Source organism: Streptomyces sp. NPDC015346 (genome assembly GCF_043078785.1).
Taxonomy (GTDB): Bacteria; Actinomycetota; Actinomycetes; order Streptomycetales; family Streptomycetaceae; genus Streptomyces.
Map to the genome: position 1 here is coordinate 412,895 of NZ_JBIBTW010000002.1, position 19,127 is coordinate 432,021.

Sequence of the window (19,127 nt, forward strand, 5' to 3'; positions counted from 1 at the left end):
CCGACATGAACGAGATCGTGGGCAGCCACGATCTGCTCCTGGTCACGCTCGACACCCTCCGGTACGACGTGGCCGCCGAGCTGGCGGCCACCGGCCGCATCCCGAACCTGGCCCGCCACCTCCCCGACGGGCGCTGGGAGCGCCGGCACGCCCCCGGCAGCTTCACCTACGCCTCCCATCAGGCCATCTTCGCCGGGTTCCTGCCGACCCCGGACGCCCAGGGCCCGCACCCCCGCCTCTTCGCCGCGCGGTTCGCGGGCAGTGAGAGCACCGCCGACGGCACCTTCGTCCACGACACCCCCGATCTGGTCTCCGGGCTGGCGAAGGAGGGCTACCACACGGCCTGCGTCGGCGGCGTCGGCTTCTTCAGCGGCCAGGGTCCCCTCGGCTCCGTGCTGCCCGGCCTCTTCCAGGAGAGCCACTGGGAGCCGGATTTCGGCGTCACCTCCCCGACCTCCTTCGAGTCCCAGGTGACCCGCGCCGAGGAGATCGTCGCCGCGCTCCCGCCCGAGCGGCGCCTCTTCCTCTTCGTCAACGTCTCCGCGCTGCACCAGCCGAACTGGTTCCATCTGCCCGGGGCGACCCGCGAGTCGGGGGACACCCGCGCCTCGCACGCGGCGGCGCTGGAATACGTCGACCGGTACATCGGCCGGCTCTTCGCCGCCATGAGCAGCCGCCGGAGCTGCTTCGCGATCGTCTGCTCCGACCACGGCACGGCGTACGGGGAGGACGGCTTCACCGGCCACCGGCTCGGCCACGAGGTCGTGTGGACCGTCCCGTACGCCCACTTCCTCCTGAACGGCCCGGAGCGGGAGGTGGTCGCATGACCGAGGCCCCGCGCCCCTACGAGAGCTATGTCTACGCCTACCCGCACAAGACGGCGTACCGGCCGCTCGCCCACCCCGCGCCGTCGCTCGCGGAGCTGTGGGCGGACGAGCCGAAGGACGCGCTCTCCCTCTACGCGCACATACCGTTCTGCGAGGTCCGCTGCGGCTTCTGCAACCTCTTCACCCGGATCGGCGCCCCGGACGAGCTCACCACCCGCTACCTCGACGCCCTCGACCGGCAGGCGTCGATGGTCCGGGACGCGCTCGGCGACCGTGCGCCCGTCCGCTTCGCCACGGCCGCCTTCGGCGGCGGCACGCCCACGTATCTGACCGCCGCCGAGCTGGAGCGGCTCTGCGACATCGCGGAGAAGCGGATGGGGGCCGACCTGCGGGCCGTGCCGCTCTCCGTCGAGACCTCCCCCGCCACGGCGACCGCCGACCGGCTCACGGTCCTGGCCGAGCGCGGGGCCACCCGGCTCAGCATCGGGGTGCAGAGCTTCGTCGAGGCCGAGGCCCGCGCGGCCGTCCGGCCGCAGCGCCGCGCGGACGTCGAGGCGGCGCTCTCCCGCATCCGGGACACCGGCGTGCCCGTCCTCAACATCGACCTCATCTACGGCATCGACGGCCAGACCGAGGAGAGCTGGGTCCGTTCGCTCGACGCGGCGCTGGCCTGGGGACCCGAGGAGCTCTATCTCTATCCGCTCTACATCCGCCCGCTCACCGGCCTCGGCCGCCTCTCCCCCACCGCCGACCGCGCGTGGGACGCCCAGCGCCTGCGCCTCTACCGGCGCGGCCGGGACCACCTCCGGGCGCGGGGATACGAGCAGATGTCGATGCGGATGTTCCGCCGCGCCGACGCCCCGCCGCAGGGCCCCGAGGACTACGCCTGCCAGACCGACGGCATGATCGGCCTGGGCTGCGGAGCCCGTTCGTACACCTCCTCGCTCCACTACTCCTTCGACTACGCCGTCGACATGCGGGAGATCCGCCCGATCATCGACGCGTACACGCGGACGGAGACGGCCGGCTTCGCCCGGGCGCAGGTGGGCCGCTGGGTGGACGCGGAGGAGGCCCGGCGTCGCCATCTGCTCCAGTCGCTGCTGCAGGCCCGGGGCATGTCCGTACGGGAGTACGAAACGCGGTTCGGGACCACGCCCTTCGCCGACTTCCCCGCCGAACTGGACCGGTTCGAGGCGCTCGGCTGGCTGGACAGGGAGACGCCGGAGGGGCTGCTGCGGCTCTCCCCCGAGGGTCTCGCCCACTCGGACGCGCTCGGACCCGCGCTGTTCTCCCCCGCCGTGCGGGCCGCGATGGCCGCCTACGAGCCGAAGTAGGGGCGCCCGCATGGACCTGACGCTCCTCTACCGGGGCCCGCTCGCCTCCTGCGACTACGACTGTCCCTACTGCCCCTTCGCCAAGCGCCGCGACAGCCGCGAGCAGTTGCGCGCCGACCGGGCCGCGCTCGAACGGTTCGCCGCCTGGGCGGCCGGGCAGACCGGCGACCGGCTGAGGATCCTCTTCACCCCGTGGGGCGAGGGCCTCGTCCGGTCCTGGTACCGGCGGACGCTCGGCGAGCTGTCCCACCTCCCGCACATCGAACGGGTCGCGATCCAGACCAATCTGAGCTGCCGCACCGACTGGCTGGCCGAGGCCGATCCCGAGACCCTCGCCCTCTGGTGCACGTACCACCCCGGGCAGACGCCCTACGACCGCTTCCTCGCCAAGTGCCGCGAGCTAGCCCGCCGGGGGACGCGGTTCAGCGTCGGCATCGTCGGTCTGCCGGAGCACCGCGACCACGCCCGGCGGCTCCGCGCCGACCTCCCGTCCCAGGTCTACCTCTGGGTGAACGCGGCGGACGGGCACACGTACACCGACGAGGAGGCCGAGGGCTGGACGGCCCTGGACCCCCTCTTCCCGTACAGCCGCCACCCGCACCCCTCGGCCGGTCTGCCCTGCCGGACCGGCGAGTCGGTGATCTCGGTGGACGGCGACGGGACGGTGCGGCGCTGCCACTTCGTCAGGGTCGAGCTGGGCAATCTCTACGACGGTTCCTACCGCGCCGCGCTCGGCCCGCGCGCCTGCCCGCTGGCCGTCTGCGACTGCCACATCGGCTACGTCCACCTGGAGACGCTGCCGCTGTACGACGTGTTCGCGGGCGGGGTGCTCGAACGGATCCCGGCGGCGGTCGCCCCCACCGCCGGAACCACCACGGGAACCACCGCCCGAGCCGCTACAGGGGCATGAGGTCCGGGCGCTTGGCCGCCACGTGGTCGCCGGAGCTCTCACCCCGCAGCCGCCGCCCGATCCACGGCACCAGGTACTCCCTGGCCCACTGGATGTCGTCGCGGCGGACCTCGAGCGGGCCGCGCGGCGGCAGCGGCGGCCAGGCCTGGTCCGGGTCGGCCGGTACCTCGATGCCGAGGACCTGGGCGGCGCGCAGCGCGACCCGGGTGTGGCCCTCGGGCGACAGGTGCAGCCGGTCGGCGTCCCAAGCCCGCCTGTCCTGGACGGACTTGAGCGACCACAGGTCCAGGACCGGACAGCCGTAGCGGTCGGCGATGGCGCGGACGTGGGCCGTGTAGGTGGCGATCTTGCCGCGCAGGTGCCGGAGGACGGGAACGTCACGGGTGTCGAAGCCGGTCGTCACCATGACCGTGCCCACGGCGGACGTCAGCTCGGCGACGGCGCGCTCGAAGCGCTCGGCGACGTCGTCGGGGTCACTGCCGGGGCGGATGATGTCGTTGCCGCCCGCGCAGAAGGACACCAGATCGGGGGCGAGTTGCTTCGCCCTCGGCACCTGCTCGGCCACGATCTGGTCCAGGAGGCGGCCGCGTACGGCCAGGTTGGCGTAACGGAACGCGTCGGGCTCGGGCAGTCGGTCGGCCAGCAGGACCGCGAAGCGATCCGCCCAGCCGACGTATCTCCCGTCGGGCCCGGGGTCTCCGACGCCCTCGGTGAAGCTGTCACCGATCGCCGCGTACGACCCGAATACGTGCGTGTCTCTTGATCTCGAATCGTCTGCCACGGGAACACATCTTTCCCTTACGGGTGTGACCTACGCGACCGTAAGGAGGGGTTGACGGCGGGTGAGATACGCCACCGGTCAAGATTGCCCAAAGCCGGAATACGCCGAGGCCCGGCACGCGGGTGCCGGGCCTCTCTGGCGTATGTGGATCAGACGCCGACGCCGTGCTGGCGCAGGTAGGCCAGCGGGTCGATGTCGGAGCCGTAGCTCGGCCCGGTGCGCATTTCGAAGTGCAGGTGCGGACCGCTGGAGTTGCCGGTCGAGCCGGACAGGCCGATCTGGTCGCCACCGCTGACGCTCTGGCCGGCGGAGACGGAGAGGGAGGAGAGGTGCGCGTACTGCGAGTACGTGCCGTCCGCGTGCTGGATGACGACCTCGTTGCCGTACGAGCCGCTCCAGCCGGCGGAGTGGACGGTGCCCGGGCCGACGGCCTTCACGGAGGTGCCGGAGGAGGCCATGAAGTCGACACCGGTGTGGTAGCCGGAGGACCACATGGAGCCGGAGGCGCGGTACGGCGTGGAGACGCCGCCGGAGACCGGGGCGACCCAGCCGGAGGACGCGGCCTGCGCGGGGGCGGCCGGGGCCGCCGGGGCGGACTCCACCGTGGTGCGCTCGGTGGAGCGCGAGCTGCGCGACTCGGCCGAACCGGAGGAGGACTTCTCCGTCTTGGGCGCGGCCTTGGGGGCCGCCTTCGGCGCGGCCTTCGGCGCGGCGGCCTTGGGCGCGGACGCCTTGGCCGGCGACTTGGCGCCGAGGGTGAGCTTCATGCCCGGCAGGATCAGCGACGGGTTCTCGCCCACGACCTCGCGGTTGTCGGCGTAGAGCTTCTTCCAGCCGCCGGCCAGGTGGTGCTCGGCGGCGATCTTGGACAGGTAGTCGCCGGCGACGACGGAGTACGTGGTGGGCTTGGCCTTGGCGGCGGGCGCGGCCGGGGCCTTGGCCGGAGCGGCGACGGCGGCGACGGCCTGCTGGGGCGTCACGGCGGGAGCGGCCTTCTCCGCGGCGTGGGCGCCGGTGGCGCCGAGGAGCGGGAGGGCGACGACGGCGCCGCCGGTACCGGCGGCGACGAATCCGCGAGTGAGCGGGTTGACCTTCGGGCGGCGGTGCTTACCCTTTGCGGGCATGACGAATTCCTCTCCGTCGCCTACGAGGTGAGCTGTCGGGTGCGGACTGGAGATGTCCGGCCGCGTTTTCACGCGACTTGACCCCAAGCCGTCCGGAAACGACCGGAACGGCGTACTACCTGGGTCCCCCGCTCCTGCCGTACGTGGGGTGGGTGCGGATTCCGGACGGTGGCAGGATTCGGCGGTCCGACCGGATTGACGGTGACCGTAGACGAGTGGGGTCGGCGCGAACAAGCCGTCGGATTCGTCTCGCATTCTCCGGCTTGGAATTCGCCCGGAATTCCGGTCACCCTCCGTCGATGACGGAACCTGGATCTCCTTTTCGCGCAGGGGAATTGCCCGGGACGATCAGGCACGTTCCGTCACAGTTATGACGCTGCTCACGCGCCGGAGACCATCTCCCCTGCAATCAGGGCGCGTTATCTCTAATGTCCCAATTCGGACAGACAGCTCATTCCCGCCCGAGGGGTGTGCCGAGGGAAGCCGACCCGGGATGATTGCCCGAGGAACCGATCTCGTATCGTCGAACATCCTCACAACACTCAGGAGCACTCGTGACGCAGCAGCTGCCGCAGGTCCCGTCGACCGAGCCCGAGCTGAGCGGGGTACGCAACTTCCGGGACGTGGGCGGCCTGCCGACCGTGGACGGCAGGTCGGTGCGGTTCGGGCGGCTCTTCCGCAGCGGCCACCTGGCGCACGCCACCGAGGAGGACGCGGCGTTCCTCGCCGGCCTGGGGCTGCACACCATCTTCGACTTCCGCAACCAGGCGGACCGGAAGGTCGAGGGGCCCGATGTCGAGCTTCCGGGTGTACGAAATGTGAACATACCGCTCAACGACCCGGCCGACGGCAAGGAGTTCTGGAAGCTGGTGAGCACCGGCAACATCGAGCAGCTCCGCTCGGTGCTCGCCGACGGCAAGGCGGCGGCCCGAATGTCCGATTCATACCGGAAGATGATTGCCGAGCGGACGGCGGAGCACAGCCGCGTCCTGCACGCGATGGCCGAGGACAGCGTCCCCGCCCTCATGCACTGCGCGGCCGGCAAGGACCGGGCGGGCCTCTCCATAGCCATCTCGCTGCTCGCGGTGGGGGTCGAGCGCGAGGCCATCGAGGCCGACTACGTGAAGTCGAACGACCCGCACCGCCGCTACAAGGTGCGCCGCAGCTCCACGGCCGCCGACGCCCTGTCGCCCGAGGTGATGGAGCTGCTCAGCCCGCTCTTCGACGCGCGCCTGGAGTACTTGCGGGCGGCGTTCGAGACGATCGAGCAGAACTGGGGCACGGTCGAGAGCTACCTCTCGGACGGCCTGAAGCTCTCCCCCGCGACGCGCGAGCGGCTGCGCGAGCGCCTCGTCACCGAGGCGTAGCCCACGCAGCCCGGCCCGCTAGTGGTTCTGGCCGCCGAGCATGAAGAGCAGGTAGAGGAAGCCGGCGAAGAGGTGGCCGGCCACCAGGTAGGCGAAGAGCCGGAGGACCAGCCCCTTGGGGAACTTCCCGTCCCCGCGCTCCTCGCCGGTGGTCGGAACTGGCTTTTCGGACATCTCTGCCCTTTCGGTCGGGTTCAGCGGAGACGAGGAGTGCCGGTGCCGAGGCACAGCTCGGCGACGGGGCTCTGCGTCAGGGTGTGGACGAAGAGCAGCTCGGCGCCGCCGTGCGTGGCGGCCCCGATCCGGTGCGGGGTGAGCGAGTCGAAGTGCGCGCTGTCTCCCGGGTCGAGGACGTGCACCGCGTCGCCGAGCGCGAGCCGCACCCGGCCGTCGAGGACGTGCAGCCACTCCTCACCCGGGTGGACGCGCACGATGTCGGCAGGGGTGGCGTACGGCACGTGGACCCGGAGCGCCTGCAGGGCGCGGCCGGGGCCGCCGGCCTGGCGGTAGAGCCAGCCGTCGGCCTCGACGGGCTCGGACCGGCTCGCCCGGACGATCGGATCGCGTTCGGGCGCGACCTCGCCGAGGAGCTCGGAGACCGTCGTACCGTAGATCCGGGCGAGACCGAGCAGCATGGGCAGCGAGGGCTGCCGGCGCCCCGTCTCCAGACGGGAGAGGTGGGCCGGCGAGAGACCGGCCCGCTGCGCGGCGGCCTCCAGCGTCAGCCCCCGGCGGCGGCGCAGCCCGCGCAGCCGCGGGGCGACGTCGGGCACGTCGGGCACGTCGCCCGGCGCATCGGGTGCGGGGAGGGTCTCCATGCCCCCATTCCGCCAGGATCTTTCCTCTCAGGCAAGTTTCTTGCCTCAGAGGCAAACCCGCCTCGACCCGCCCCTCTAGCGCTGTGCGACCGCCTGCTTGACCAGCGTCTTTCCGAAGTCCCACATCAGACCGCCACCCGCGTGGGCGTCGTCCATGACGGCCGTGAACGCGGTCACGAAGCGGTCCACGTCCGCCTCGTCGATGATCAGCGGCGGAATCAGTTTGATCACCTCCAGGTGGTCGCCCGACACCTGGGTCAGGATCCGGTGGCGCTGGAGCAGGGGCACCACGACCATCTGGGCGAAGAGACCCTTGCGGGCGGCCTGGAGCATGGTCCACCGGCTGCGCAGCCCGAGCGACGACGGCCGCCCGAACTCGATCCCGATCATCAGCCCGCGCCCGCGGATCTCGTGCAGCAGCTCGTAGCGCGGTACGAGCTCCTTGAGCTTCGAGGAGAGCAGCTCGCCCACCCGGCGCACGTGCGCCACCGTGCCCTCGTTCTCCATGACCGAGAGCACCGCGAGCCCGGCGGCCATGGCCTGCGCGTTCGAGCCGAAGCTCGCCGAGTGGACGAGGACCCTGTCCATCGAGGAGTAGACCTTCTTGAAGATCCAGTCCTTGCCGAGCGTCGCCCCGACGGGCACATAGCCGCCGGAGAGCGCCTTGGCGACACAGACCAGGTCCGGTTCCACACCGTCCTCGTGCTGGTACGCGTAGAAGTCGCCGGTCCTGCCGAGACCCGTCTGCACCTCGTCGGCGATCAGCAGCGCCCCGCGCGCGTGCAGCAGGGACTGGGCCGCGCGCAGGAAGCCGGGCGGGGCCTCGTGCACGCCCTTGCCCTGGATGGGCTCGACGACGAAGGCGGCCACGTCCCCCTTGCGCAGTTCCCGCTCCAGGGCGTCGAGGTCGCCGAGCGCGATCGCGGTGTCGGGGAGCAGGGGGGCGAAGCCGTCCCTGAACCCCTTCTCGCCGTTGACCGACAGGGACCCGGTGGTCAGCCCGTGGAAGGCGTGGGAGCAGTAGAGGACCCTCGGCTTCCCGGTGGCGTACCGGGCGAACTTCAGCGCGGTCTCCACCGCCTCCGTACCGCTGTTGCCGAAGAAGACCCGGTCGAGGTGCGGGCTGTGGGAGAGCAGCTTCTCGGCGAGCAGTCCGGGCAGGGGCTGGCAGTCGAACCGGGTGAGGTCGGCGAGCGAGGCGTCCAGGACGTCGTGGAGGGCCTTGCGGACCACGGGGTGGTGGCGGCCGAGGCCCATCACCCCGAAGCCGGCGAGCATGTCGAGGTGGTCGGCGCCGTCGGCGTCCCAGAAGTGGGCGCCCTCGGCCCGTTCGTAGACCTTGTCGAAGCCGATCGTGTGGAGCATGCGCGGCAGCTGGTGGTTGAGATACCGGCTGTGCAGCTCGTAGCGCTCGGCGCCGCGTTCGGCGAGCAGTGCCGCCAGGTCGAACTCCTTGCTCATTGCCCGTTCTCCTTGCGCGCCAGGGCGGCGCTGATCCGTCCGGCGATCTCCACCGGGGTGAGGCCGAGGTCGGCGAGCAGCTCGCCGCGCTTCGCGTGCGGCAGGAACTGCTCGGGGATCCCGAACGTGGTCAGGGGTACGTCGGTCTCCGCGTCCCGCAGGGCCTGGTCCACCGCCGCCCCGACACCGCCCGTGCGGACGCCGTCCTCGACGACGGCGACGAGGCGGTGGCGCGAGGCGAGCGGGGCGAGGGCCGGGTCGACCGGCTTGACCCAGCGGGGGTCGACGACGGTGCAGCTCAGGCCGCGTCCGGCCAGCAGGTCGGCGGCGCGCAGGCAGGCCTCCGCCATCACACCGACGGCGACGAACAGCACGTCGGCCTCCGCACCGCGCAGACCCGCCTCCTCGGGCCGCTCGGGCCGCTCGGGCCGCAGCAGGACGTCCATGCCGCCGACGCGGCCGACGGCCGGCACCGACGCGCCCACGGTCTCCTTGGGGAAGCGCAGGAGCGTCGGGGCGTCGTCGACCTCGACGGCCTCGCGCAGCTGGGCCCGCAGCTGTTCGGCGTCGCGGGGAGCGGCGATCCGCAGCCCGGGGACGACCTGGAGGATCGACATGTCCCACATGCCGTTGTGCGAGGCGCCGTCGGTGCCGGTGACACCGGCGCGGTCCAGGACGAAGGTCACCCCGCACCGGTGCAGGGCCACGTCCATGAGCAGCTGGTCGAAGGCGCGGTTGAGGAAGGTCGCGTAGACGGCGACGACGGGATGCAGCCCACCGGCGGCGAGGCCGGCGGCGGAGACGACGGCGTGCTGCTCGGCGATCCCGACGTCCCAGACCCGGTCGGGGAAGCGCTCGGCGAACCTCGTCAGACCCACCGGGTGCAGCATGGCGGCGGTGATCGCCACGACGTCCGGACGCTCGGCTCCGATCTCGGCGATCGCGTCGCCGAAGACGGAGGTCCAGGACGGGCCGGCGGCCGGGGCGATCGGCTCGCAGGTGAGGGGGTCCATGGCGCCGACGGCGTGGAAGCGGTCGGCCTCGTCCGCGAGGGCGGGCCGGTAGCCGCGCCCCTTCTGGGTGAGGCAGTGGACGAGGACCGGGCCGTGGAAGCGCTTGGCGCGGCGCAGCGCGGACTCGACGGCGCCGATGTCGTGGCCGTCGACGGGGCCGACGTACTTCAGGCCGAGGTCCTCGAACATGCCCTGGGGCGCGATGAAGTCCTTGAACCCCTTCTTGGCGCCGTGCAGCGACCCGTAGAGCGGCTTCCCGACGACGGGCGTGTGCTGGAGGACGTCCTTGCCCCAGGCGAGGAAGCGTTCGTAGCCGTCGGTGGTACGCAGGGTCGCGAGGTGGTGCGCGAGGCCGCCGATCGTGGGGGCGTAGGAGCGTTCGTTGTCGTTGACGACGATGACCAGCGGGCGGTCCTTGGCGGCGGCGATGTTGTTCAGCGCCTCCCAGGCCATGCCGCCCGTGAGGGCTCCGTCGCCGATGACGGCGACGACGTGGTCGTCCTTCTTCAGCACCTCGTTGGCCTTGGCGAGGCCGTCGGCCCAGCCGAGGACCGTGGAGGCGTGCGAGTTCTCGATGACGTCGTGGACGGATTCCTCGCGGGAGGGGTAGCCGGAGAGACCGCCCTTGCTGCGCAGCTTGGAGAAGTCCTGACGGCCGGTGAGCAGTTTGTGGACGTAGCTCTGGTGGCCGGTGTCCCAGAGGACGCGGTCGGCGGGCGAGTCGAAGACCCGGTGCAGGGCGATGGTCAGCTCCACCACGCCCAGGTTGGGCCCCAGATGCCCGCCGGTCCTGGCCACCGCCTGGATCAGGAGCTCCCTGATCTCGTCCGCCAGTTCGTCGAGCTCCGCGCCGCTCAGCGGCCGGAGGTCGCGCGGCCCCCGGATGCTCTCCAGAATCGTCATGCTCGGCCCCCTTTCGGTCGGTGCGAGGTGCACGGCGCGTCGACGCGGTCCGCTGGACACGGTCCGCCGTCCGCGGTCCGCGCCGGGGAGCCATGACACCACCGCGTCGTGGCTCCCCGGCGTCGGGACTCAGCCGTTGTTCCCCGACACGGTCTCGCGGACCGCACGGAGGGACTCCTTGAGGGAGCCCATCGTGGCGAGGACGGCGGTGGGTTCGTAGCCGCAGTGCGCCATGCAGTTGGCGCAGCGCGGGTCCTTGCCCCGGCCGTATTTGTCCCAGTCGGTCTCCTCGATCAGCTCGCGGTACGTGGGGACGTAGCCGTCACTCATCAGATAGCAGGGTCGCTGCCAGCCGAAGAGGGAGTAGTTGGGGATCGCCCACGCGGTGCACGGGAAGTCGGCCTTGCCCTCCAGGAAGTCCAGGAAGAGCGGCGAGTGGTTGAGCCGCCAGCGACGGCGGTTGCCGCCCGCGAAGGCCTTCTTGAAGAGCTCCCTGGTCTGTTCGACGCCGAGGAAGTGCTCCTGGTCCGGGGCCTTCTCGTAGGCGTACGCCGGGGAGATCATCATCTCGTCGACCTTGAGGTCGTCGTTGAGGTAGTTGAGGACCTCGATGACGGTCTGCGGGGTGTCGGTGTTGAAGAAGGTCGAGTTCGTGGTGACCCGGAAGCCGCGCCGCTTGGCCTCCTTGATCGCCGCCACCGCCTCGTCGAACACCCCCTCCTTGGCGACGGATTCGTCGTGCCGCTCGCGCAGCCCGTCGATGTGCACCGCGAACGCGAAGTACGGAGAGGGCGTGAAGTCCTCCAGTTTCTTGCGCAGCAGCATGGCGTTGGTGCAGAGGAAGACGTATTTCCTCTTCGCCACCAACTGACGCACGATCTCGTCGATCTGAGGGTGCATCAGCGGTTCGCCGCCCGCGATGGAGACCATCGGCGCCCCGGACTCCAGGACCGCGCCGACCGCCTGGGCGACCGGCATGCGCTGCTTGAGCACACCCGCCGGGTGCTGGATCTTTCCGCAGCCCTCGCACTTGAGGTTGCAGGCGAACAGCGGCTCGAGTTCGACGATCAGCGGGAACTTGTCCCGCTTGCGGAGCTTCTGTTCGAAGAGATAGGTCCCGACCCGGATGGACTGACGGAGCGGCATGGCCATAACTCGCTCACCTCCTGGGGAGCAGCAAAGAACGGTGCCATTCGAAGAATGCGGGAAGGACGGCACGAAGAACACGGAAAGCCGATATTCCACCGCGTACCGTGCCGATCCGGACCAGTTCGTGTTCTGGAGCGTCCACGACCACCCGTACGGCCGCAACGGGGCGCGGCCCGGCGGTCAGCGCGGTACGGAGTGTGGCCGCGGACTCCATGTCGACCGCGATGGCTCCGGTGGCCCTCAGCTCGGCCCGCTCGTGGCCCCGTACGACATGGTCGGAGCCGGTCAGCGGGCCGGTGTGGACCGTTTTCCCGGGCACCGCCCGGCTCACCGCCTTCACCAGGAGCTCGGTCCCGGTGCAGGGGGTGGTGCCGTCGGGGCCACGGGTCTCGTCGGCCACGATCAGGTCCCCGGGGTGCATCCCGGGGACAAGACCGGCGCAGAAGCCGGAGGCGATGACGGCGGCGTCCCGCCAGGGCTCCCGGCCGAGGCTCCGCGCCACGGCCCGGCGGGCCTGGGCGGGGCCCATGCCGGTGCGGACCACGGTGAACGGGCCGGAGGCCCCGTCCCGGCCGCCGCTGCGCAGCGCGAGCTGCTCGATGCCGAGCGCGCAGGCGATCAGCAGCGGCGGCGCCTCGGCGCCGGTGGCCTCCGGCCCTGGGCGCATCAGGCCTCCCTGGAGAGGTTCGGCTCTCCGTTCACGTAGCGGCCGAGCGCAGTGAGCGGGAACACCTGCCGGTAGAGGTGGTAGTTGATGGAGAAGTCCCAGGGGAATCCGGTGCCGGTGAAGTACGGCTCGTCCCAGGAGCCGTCCGGGAGCTGGGTCTCGGTGAGCCAGGCGACGCCGCGTTCCACGGCCCTGGACTGCCGCCCGCCGGCCGCCAGCAGGGCGAGGAGCGCCCAGGCGGTCTGCGAGGCGGTCGAGGCCCCGTGGCCGATCCAGGCCTGCTCCCGGTAGGAACGCAGGTCCTCGCCCCAGCCGCCGTCCTCGTTCTGTACGGATTCGAGCCAGGCGACCGCGCGGCGGATCGCCGGGTGGGAGCGGGGCAGCCCGGCGGCGGTGAGGGCGGGGACCACCGAGCCGGTCCCGTAGACGTAGTTGACTCCCCAGCGGCCGAACCAGGCGCCGTTCGGCTCCTGTTCGGCCAGCAGCCACGCGATTCCCCTGCGGGTACGGGGGTCGTGGGCCTTGCCCTCGTGGGCGAGCATCTCCACCACGTGGGCGGTGACGTCGGCCGAGGGCGGGTCGATGACCTCACCGAAGTCGCAGAACGGCAGCCGGTTGGGGAAGGGGCTGGTGTTGTCGGCGTCGAAGGCGCCCCAGGCCCCGTTCCTCGACTGCATCCCGAGCGTCCAGCGGGCGCCGCGGGCGATCGCCCCCTCGACCCGGTCGGGGTCGTGGTGCTTCACCCGGCGCAGCGCGAGGACGACCTCGGCGGTGTCGTCGATGTCCGGGTAGTTGTCGTTGTGGAACTCGAACGCCCACCCGCCCGGCGGGAGTCCGGGGCGGCGTACCGACCAGTCGCCGGGCCTGACGATCTCCTCGCCGAGCATCCAGTCGGCGGCCTTGACGAGCGCCGGGTGGTCCGGCGGAAGACCCGCGTCGGCGAGGGCGATGGTGGCGAGGCAGGTGTCCCAGACCGGCGACTGGCAGGCCTCGATCATCCGTGAGCCGTCCTCGCGCCAGACGGCGAACCGGTCGAGGGACTCGAGTCCGGCGCGCATGACGGGGTGGTTGAGGTCGTAGCCGAGCAGATGCAGGGCGATGACCGAGTAGACGGCCGGGGGCTGGATGCCGCCCCAGCAGCCGTCGTTCTCCTGGCGTTCGACGATCCAGCGGGCGGCGCTGTTCATGGCCGCGGTACGCAGCCGGCGCGGGGCGACCCGGTGGTAGAGGTGCAGCGCCTTGTCGAGTCGCTGGAAGAGCCCGTCCCAACTGGCGGGCGGCGCCAGGGGCTTGGCCGGATTGGGCCGGGAGGGGTCGGTGTGCAGCTCGTCCAGCGGGAAGGGTGCGGGGCGCACCGGCCGCTTGGCGGAGACCACCGTGAGCGGCACGATGGTCTGCCGGGCCCAGCAGCCGAAGTCGTAGATGTTGAGCGGGAACCACTTCGGCAGGAAGATCAGCTCGGGCGGCAGTTCGGGGAGTTTGTCCCACTTCCACCAGCCGAAGAGGGCGAGCCAGATCCGGGTGAAGACCCGGGCGGAGGCGATTCCGCCGCGCTCGCGGATCCAGGCGGCGGCGCGGGCCATGTGCGGGTCTTCGGGAAGGTCTCCGGCGAGGCGCAGCGCCACGTACGCCTCGATGGTGGTGGAGAGTTCGCCCGGCCCGCCGTGGAAGGTGGCCCAGGTGCCGTCCGCGCGCTGCTCGCCGCGGATGTGGAGGGCGGCGGCGCGGGTGGTGGCGTCGTCCTGGATGCCGAGGAACTGGCGCAGCAGCAGGTCCTCGGCGTCCATGGTGACGTTGGTCTCCAGGTCGCCCTTCCACCAGCCTTCGGCGTCCTGGCGGCCGAGAAGATGGTCGACGGAGCGTTGCGCGGCGCGGGCGGCGGCCTCTTCCAGGCCGACCGTCACGGGCGCGGTGTCGGAGACGGAGCGTTGCGCGGCGCGGTCGGCGGCCTCTTCCAGGCCGACCGTCACGGGCGCGGTGTCGGTGGTGGAGCTGGCCGCGGCCGCCCGGGGGCCCACGGCCCCGGCGCTTCCGTCGGTCGTCGCTGTCATGGCTTCCCCTTCGTGCAGTAGGTCTACTTCTGCTTCTTCGGGTCTGCCGTCGGCCGGTGCCCGTTGGCACCGGCCGGCGACTGCGAACTCATATCAGAGTGATGGTGATCATCTCTTCCGTACGACGACGAAATCGGCCAGGGCGGTCAGCTGCGCCCTGACCCTCTCGGGCATGTCCACCTCGTGCAGGGCCTCGATCGCGACGGCGTGCTGACGGCGGGCCTCCTGGGAGGTCCACGCACGGCCGCCGGCCTCCTCGATCAGGGCCGCGCGGGCGGCGAACTCCTCCTCGGAGAAGGAGTCGAGGTCGCTGCTCTTGGCGTCGGCGGCGAGCAGTTCGCCGAGCCGCTCGGAGGCGGGTCCGCCGGCGGCGAGGGCGGCGACGACCGGCAGGGACTTCTTGCGCTGGCGCAGGTCGCTCCAGGTCCGCTTGCCGGTGGACTCGGGGTCGCCCCAGATGCCGAGGAGGTCGTCGACGGCCTGGAAGGCGAGGCCGAGGTGGTAGCCGTACTCCTCCAGCTTGTCGGCCGTGCGGTCGTCGGCGCCGCCGAGGACGGCGCCGATCGAGACGGCGCAGGCGAGCAGGGCGCCCGTCTTGTTGCCCTCCATCTCCAGGCACTCCTCGACGGTGACCCGCTCGCGGTGCTCGTAGGAGATGTCCTGGGCCTGACCGTCGATGAGCTTGCGCGTGGCGGTGGTGAGCCGGCGGGTGGCGCGGCCGGCCTCGACGGTGCCGAGTTCGAGCAGCAGCTCGTTGGCGAGGGCGAACAGGGCGTCGCCGACGAGGATGGCCTGGGCGGGGCCGTGCACCTTCCAGACGGTGTCGCGGTGGCGCCGCTGCTCGTCGCCGTCCATCAGGTCGTCGTGCAGCAGCGAGAAGTTGTGGACGAGTTCCACGGCGACGGCGCCGGGGACGCCGACCTCGGGGGCGGCTCCGGCGGCCTCGGCGGAGAGCAGCGCGAGCGCGGGGCGGACGGCCTTGCCGCCGTCGCCGTCGGCCGGGTTGCCCTGCGCGTCGATCCACCCGAAGTGGTAGGCGGCCACGGTGTCCATGGGCGGTGCGAGCCGGTCGACGGCCGCTCGCAGGACGGGGGTGGACAGGGTCCGCCCGCGCTCCAGCAGAGCGGTGACGTCCGCGGTGTCGACGGCCGGATTCACCGGGGGCACAGTCGGCACGGTCTCTCCTCTTGTTCCAGTACTCACACTCATGCCGCCTCCTGCAGCGGATGTTCATGGCGGCGGCCGAGGGCGGAGAGCGCGGCGCCCGCGGCGCTGAAGCCACTGCGGACGGCACCCTCCATGGTCGCGGGCCAGCCGGTGGCGGTCCACGCGCCGGCCAGGTACAGACCGGGGGCGTGGGTGCGGGCGCCGGGGCGGAGCCGGCCGACGCCCGGTGTGGGGGCGAACGTGGCCGTCCGCTCCCGGGTGACGAAGAAGTCCCGGATCCCGGCGCCGCGGGCGGCCGGGAGCAGCCGCTCCAGCTCGGGGAGGTAGCGCTCGCGCAGGACGGCGACGGGTTCGTCGATGTCGTCCTGGGCCGCGGACTGGGAGACGGCGAGGTACTGGCCGCCGCCCGTGAGGCCCGAGGAGTCGGTGCGGTCGAAGACCCACTGGACCGGGGAGCCCAGGGCCGTGAAGAACGGCTGCCTGAGCACCTTGCGGTCGTAGACGACGTGCAGGTTGAGGATGGGGGCGGTGCCGATGTCGAGGAGCCGGTCGGGGTCGTCGAGGGCGCCCTCGGGCAGCAGGTCGTGGGTCTCGCGTTGCGGCACGGCGAGGACGACGGTGTCGGCGTCGAGCGTCTCCCCGGGCACCTCCACGCTCCAGCGGCCGTCCCGCGTACGGGAGATCCGCTCGGCCTTGGTGCGCAGGGCGGTGCGGACCCCGAGGGAGTCGAGGGCCTTGCGGGCCAGGGTGTCGTGGAGGTCGCCGAGCGGGACGTGCGCCCAGCCGATGTCCGCCGCGCCGGGCTCGGAGAGGAGCCCGGTCTTGAAGACCATCGCGGCCAGGCCCATGGAGGCGTGCGGGGCGGTGGCGTTGAGGGTGGCGACGCCGACGAGGTCCCACAGGGCCTCGATGGCGCGGGGTGACTGGCCGTGGCGGCCGAGCCAGGTGGCGAAGTCGATGCCGTCGAGGGCCGGGTCGGCGGGGTCGAGCCGCTTCAGCGCGAGCGCGGCGCGCCCGACGCTCGCCCGCTCGGCGAGGGAGAGGTGCGGGTAGGTGGCGAGGCTCCCGGCGAGGTGGAGCGGTACGGGCAGGGCGCTGCGGCGCAGCCGTCCGAGGCGCGGGCCGCGCGGGTGGGCCACGTCGAGGACGGGGACGTCCAGGCGCGGCTGGAGGGGCGCCAGGTGGGCGCCCTCGACGCGGTCGAGGAACCAGCGGTACGCCGTGCAGCAGCGCAGATAGACGTGCTGCCCGTTGTCGACGGTGAGGTCGCCGCGCCGGAACGAGAACGCCAGCCCGCCGAGCCTCGGCCGCCCTTCGAGAAGCGTGACCCGCGCCCCGGCCTCGGCCAGCCGCAACGCGGCGGTGATCCCGGCGAGCCCGCCACCGACAACGACGGCATGCGGCTGCCGACCGCCGCCGTCGCCACCGGGCCCGCCGGTGCCGCCCGGGGCGGCGGCGGGTGCGGGGGTGGTCATGTCGTCCGGGGTCACGCGGTCTCCCCTCGGGTCGTCGTGGTCGGGGACGCCGACACGCCGCGTCGGGTTGCCCGGCCGGGGGTCTCGTACGGGCGCTTCACGCGCGCCTCCTGACGGTCCGTCGGGAGATGTGGCGGGTGTCGAGCCCGGAGAGGCCGCGGACGGCGACGTACGCCTTCTCGTGGCCGGGCAGCGAGACGCGGCCGCGCAGCACCGCCTCGGGGTCGCGTTCGATCCGGTCCAGCAGGCGGCGGTAGATGCCGGCCATGGCGGCGACGCAGGCGCCGCTGCGCCGGTCGAGCATGGGCAGCAGGCGGTAGCCCTCGGCGAACAGCGCGCGGGCCCGCCGGACTTCGAAGTGCACGAGCCCGGCGAAGTCGGCGCCGGCCGGCGGGGTGGCGCCCCGGAAGCCGTCGCCGCAGCCGAACTTGGCCAGGTCGTCGGCGGGGAGGTAGGTGCGCCCGTTCCCGGCGTCCTCGCGTACGTCCCGGAGGATGTTGGTGAGCTGCAGGGCCAGGCCCAGCGTGTCGGCGTACTCGGGGGCGCGTTCCGCGCCCTGCGCGCCGGGCTGGGTGCCGAAGACGCCGAGCGAGAGGCGCCCGATGGCCCCTGCGACGCACCGGCAGTAGACCTTGAGGTCGTCCCAGGTCTCGTACGTCTCGCCGCGCACGTCCATGAGGACGCCGTCGATGAGCTCGTCGAGGCCGTCGAGGGGGATCGGGAAGCGGTCGGCGGCGTCGGTGAGGGCCACGGCGACCGGGTCGGTGTCGTCCTCGTCGACGGCGCCCTTCCGGATCCGCTCCAGGAGCGCCCGGGTGGCTTCGAGCCTGTCCCGCTTCGCGTCGGGGGCGAGGGTGCCGTCGCCGATGTCGTCGACGCGCCGCGAGAAGGCGTACAGCGCCGACATGGCCTGCCGCTTGTCCGTCGGCAGCAGTCGGATGCCGTAGGCGAAGTTGCGAGCCTGCTGTCCGGTGACGGCCTCGCAGTAGCTGTACGCGGCCTGTACCGGCGCGGACGTCTCCGTCTGTCCCTCCACGGTCCGGCTCACCCCTCTCTCCGCGCTCTGAGCAGGACCGTTCCCGCGTGGCGCATCAGACTCGGCTTGGTGGGCTTGGGCGGGTTCGGCAGGACGTCGAAACCGGCGGCGGCGATCGCGTCGAGCGCGGCGAGCCCGCCGGCGGTGAATCCGGCGAGCAGCAGGCGCAGCCTGCCGTGGACGCTGCCCACCAGCGGCGTGCCGTCGTGGAGCAGTGCGCGGGCGCGTGAGACCTCGAAGGCGATGAGGGCACGCACCGAGGCGCCGGCGGTGGGCCGGGCGAGGTCGTCCTCGGTGACGTGGAAGCGCTTCATGTCCTCGGCGGGCAGGTAGATCCGGTCCCGGCCGAGGTCCTCGGCGACGTCCTGGAGGTGCTCGACGATCTGCAGCGCGGTGCAGACGGCGTCCGAGCGGCGGACGCGCTCCGGGGTGGTGGTGCCGGTGATCGCGAGGACGAGACGGCCGACGGGGTTCGCGGAGAGTTCGCAGTATGCGACGAGGTCGTCGTACGTCTCGTAGCGGCGGACCAGCTGGTCCTGGCGGTTGGCCTCGATCAGGCCGACGAAGGGCTCAGGGGTGAGCCCGCACCGCCGTACGGTCGGCTGGAGGGCCCGCAGGAGCGGGTGGCGGGGTGCTCCGTCGAAGACCCGCGCGAGGTCGGCCTCGAAGGCGTCCAGCATCGCCAGGCGGTCCTCCGCCCGCTCGGGGGCGACGCCGAGGTGGCGGGCGTCGGCGCCGCCGGGGGCCAGGTCGCCGTCGCCGATGTCGTCGACGAGGCGGGCGTAGCCGTAGACAGCCATGAGGTCGTCGCGCCAGGCGCGCGGCAGGAAGAAGGGGGCCACGGGGAAGTTCTCGTCCGTGGCCTTGTCGAGCGTGGTGCGCGAGGAGGCGTCGGGGCGCACCTGCCGGGATCGCGTCACTGGGGTCTGCCCGACGCGGGGACGGCGACACCCTCGTGGAGCTGGAGATTTCGCGTCATGGCCGTCACATCTCCTGTTCTACACTGCCGATCCAATCCATCCTATTTCGGACACGCCACCGGGC

The 19,127-nt window shown here is 72.1% G+C and carries 17 protein-coding genes and 1 riboswitch; of the genes, 4 read left to right on the forward strand and 13 right to left on the reverse strand.

Going from position 1 to position 19,127, the window contains the following annotated elements; all coding sequences use genetic code 11:
- Positions 1–5: 5 nt before the first annotated feature.
- Genes ACF06X_RS07835 through ACF06X_RS07845 form a run of 3 tightly spaced genes read left to right on the forward strand, consistent with a single transcriptional unit; the run spans position 6 to position 3,071 of the window.
- Positions 6–827, forward strand: a complete 822-nt coding sequence (locus ACF06X_RS07835) for an STM4013/SEN3800 family hydrolase (RefSeq protein WP_392286881.1) — start codon at positions 6–8, stop codon at positions 825–827.
- Positions 824–2,161 carry an STM4012 family radical SAM protein gene (locus ACF06X_RS07840; RefSeq protein ID WP_392286335.1) on the forward strand — a complete coding sequence of 446 codons (1,338 nt, stop codon included), beginning with the start codon at positions 824–826 and terminating at the stop codon, positions 2,159–2,161. The genes ACF06X_RS07835 and ACF06X_RS07840 overlap by 4 nt, the downstream gene beginning before the upstream one ends.
- 10 nt (positions 2,162–2,171) lie before the next feature.
- On the forward strand, positions 2,172–3,071 hold the full coding sequence (locus tag ACF06X_RS07845) for an STM4011 family radical SAM protein (RefSeq protein WP_392286336.1): 900 nt from the start codon (positions 2,172–2,174) through the stop codon (positions 3,069–3,071).
- Here the strand turns inward: ACF06X_RS07845 and ACF06X_RS07850 are convergent.
- On the reverse strand, positions 3,058–3,852 hold the full coding sequence (locus ACF06X_RS07850; protein WP_392286337.1) for an SGNH/GDSL hydrolase family protein: 795 nt from the start codon (positions 3,850–3,852) through the stop codon (positions 3,058–3,060). The two genes, ACF06X_RS07845 and ACF06X_RS07850, sit on opposite strands and share 14 nt — an antisense overlap.
- A 149-nt stretch (positions 3,853–4,001) precedes the next feature.
- Entirely contained in the window at positions 4,002–4,976 is a 975-nt protein-coding gene (locus tag ACF06X_RS07855) for a peptidoglycan DD-metalloendopeptidase family protein (protein WP_392286338.1), read from the reverse strand.
- A gap of 4 nt (positions 4,977–4,980) precedes the next feature.
- A riboswitch (cyclic di-AMP (ydaO/yuaA leader) is annotated at positions 4,981–5,170 on the reverse strand.
- A 360-nt stretch (positions 5,171–5,530) separates the two neighbouring features.
- On the opposite strand from ACF06X_RS07855, the gene ACF06X_RS07860 reads away from it, so the two are divergent.
- Positions 5,531–6,343, forward strand: a complete 813-nt coding sequence (locus ACF06X_RS07860) for a tyrosine-protein phosphatase (protein ID WP_392286339.1) — start codon at positions 5,531–5,533, stop codon at positions 6,341–6,343.
- Positions 6,344–6,361: 18 nt separating this feature from the next.
- On the opposite strand, the gene ACF06X_RS07865 is transcribed toward ACF06X_RS07860, so the two are convergent.
- The 11 genes from ACF06X_RS07865 to hpnC form a co-directional block, all read right to left on the reverse strand.
- The gene (locus tag ACF06X_RS07865) at positions 6,362–6,517 is read right to left on the reverse strand and encodes a DUF6126 family protein (protein ID WP_392286340.1); all 156 of its coding nucleotides are present in this window, start codon (positions 6,515–6,517) and stop codon (positions 6,362–6,364) included.
- A gap of 20 nt (positions 6,518–6,537) precedes the next feature.
- Entirely contained in the window at positions 6,538–7,161 is a 624-nt protein-coding gene (locus ACF06X_RS07870) for a helix-turn-helix domain-containing protein (protein WP_392286341.1), read from the reverse strand.
- Between the two features lie 75 nt (positions 7,162–7,236).
- A complete protein-coding gene (locus ACF06X_RS07875) occupies positions 7,237–8,622 on the reverse strand; it encodes an aspartate aminotransferase family protein (RefSeq protein ID WP_392286342.1) in 1,386 nt (461 codons plus the stop codon).
- Positions 8,619–10,538 carry a 1-deoxy-D-xylulose-5-phosphate synthase gene (gene dxs, locus ACF06X_RS07880; protein ID WP_392286343.1) on the reverse strand — a complete coding sequence of 640 codons (1,920 nt, stop codon included), beginning with the start codon at positions 10,536–10,538 and terminating at the stop codon, positions 8,619–8,621. Before dxs ends, ACF06X_RS07875 begins: the two co-directional genes overlap by 4 nt.
- Positions 10,539–10,667: 129 nt before the next feature.
- Positions 10,668–11,690 carry an adenosyl-hopene transferase HpnH gene (hpnH, locus tag ACF06X_RS07885; protein WP_392286344.1) on the reverse strand — a complete coding sequence of 341 codons (1,023 nt, stop codon included), beginning with the start codon at positions 11,688–11,690 and terminating at the stop codon, positions 10,668–10,670.
- Between the two features lie 7 nt (positions 11,691–11,697).
- Positions 11,698–12,354, reverse strand: coding sequence for a 1-hydroxy-2-methyl-2-butenyl 4-diphosphate reductase (locus ACF06X_RS07890; protein WP_392286345.1), 657 nt, complete (start codon positions 12,352–12,354; stop codon positions 11,698–11,700).
- Positions 12,354–14,405 (reverse strand): squalene--hopene cyclase, encoded by a 2,052-nt coding sequence (gene shc / locus ACF06X_RS07895; RefSeq protein ID WP_392286346.1) that lies wholly within the window; start codon positions 14,403–14,405, stop codon positions 12,354–12,356. The genes ACF06X_RS07890 and shc overlap by 1 nt, the downstream gene beginning before the upstream one ends.
- Before the next feature lie 108 nt (positions 14,406–14,513).
- On the reverse strand, positions 14,514–15,614 hold the full coding sequence (locus ACF06X_RS07900) for a polyprenyl synthetase family protein (RefSeq protein ID WP_392286347.1): 1,101 nt from the start codon (positions 15,612–15,614) through the stop codon (positions 14,514–14,516).
- Positions 15,611–17,047, reverse strand: a complete 1,437-nt coding sequence (gene hpnE / locus ACF06X_RS07905; RefSeq protein WP_392286882.1) for a hydroxysqualene dehydroxylase HpnE — start codon at positions 17,045–17,047, stop codon at positions 15,611–15,613. The genes ACF06X_RS07900 and hpnE overlap by 4 nt, the downstream gene beginning before the upstream one ends.
- Before the next feature lie 97 nt (positions 17,048–17,144).
- Positions 17,145–18,095 (reverse strand): presqualene diphosphate synthase HpnD, encoded by a 951-nt coding sequence (hpnD, locus tag ACF06X_RS07910; protein ID WP_392286348.1) that lies wholly within the window; start codon positions 18,093–18,095, stop codon positions 17,145–17,147.
- Positions 18,092–19,003 (reverse strand): squalene synthase HpnC, encoded by a 912-nt coding sequence (gene hpnC, locus ACF06X_RS07915; RefSeq protein ID WP_392286349.1) that lies wholly within the window; start codon positions 19,001–19,003, stop codon positions 18,092–18,094. The genes hpnD and hpnC overlap by 4 nt, the downstream gene beginning before the upstream one ends.
- Positions 19,004–19,127: the final 124 nt, after the last annotated feature.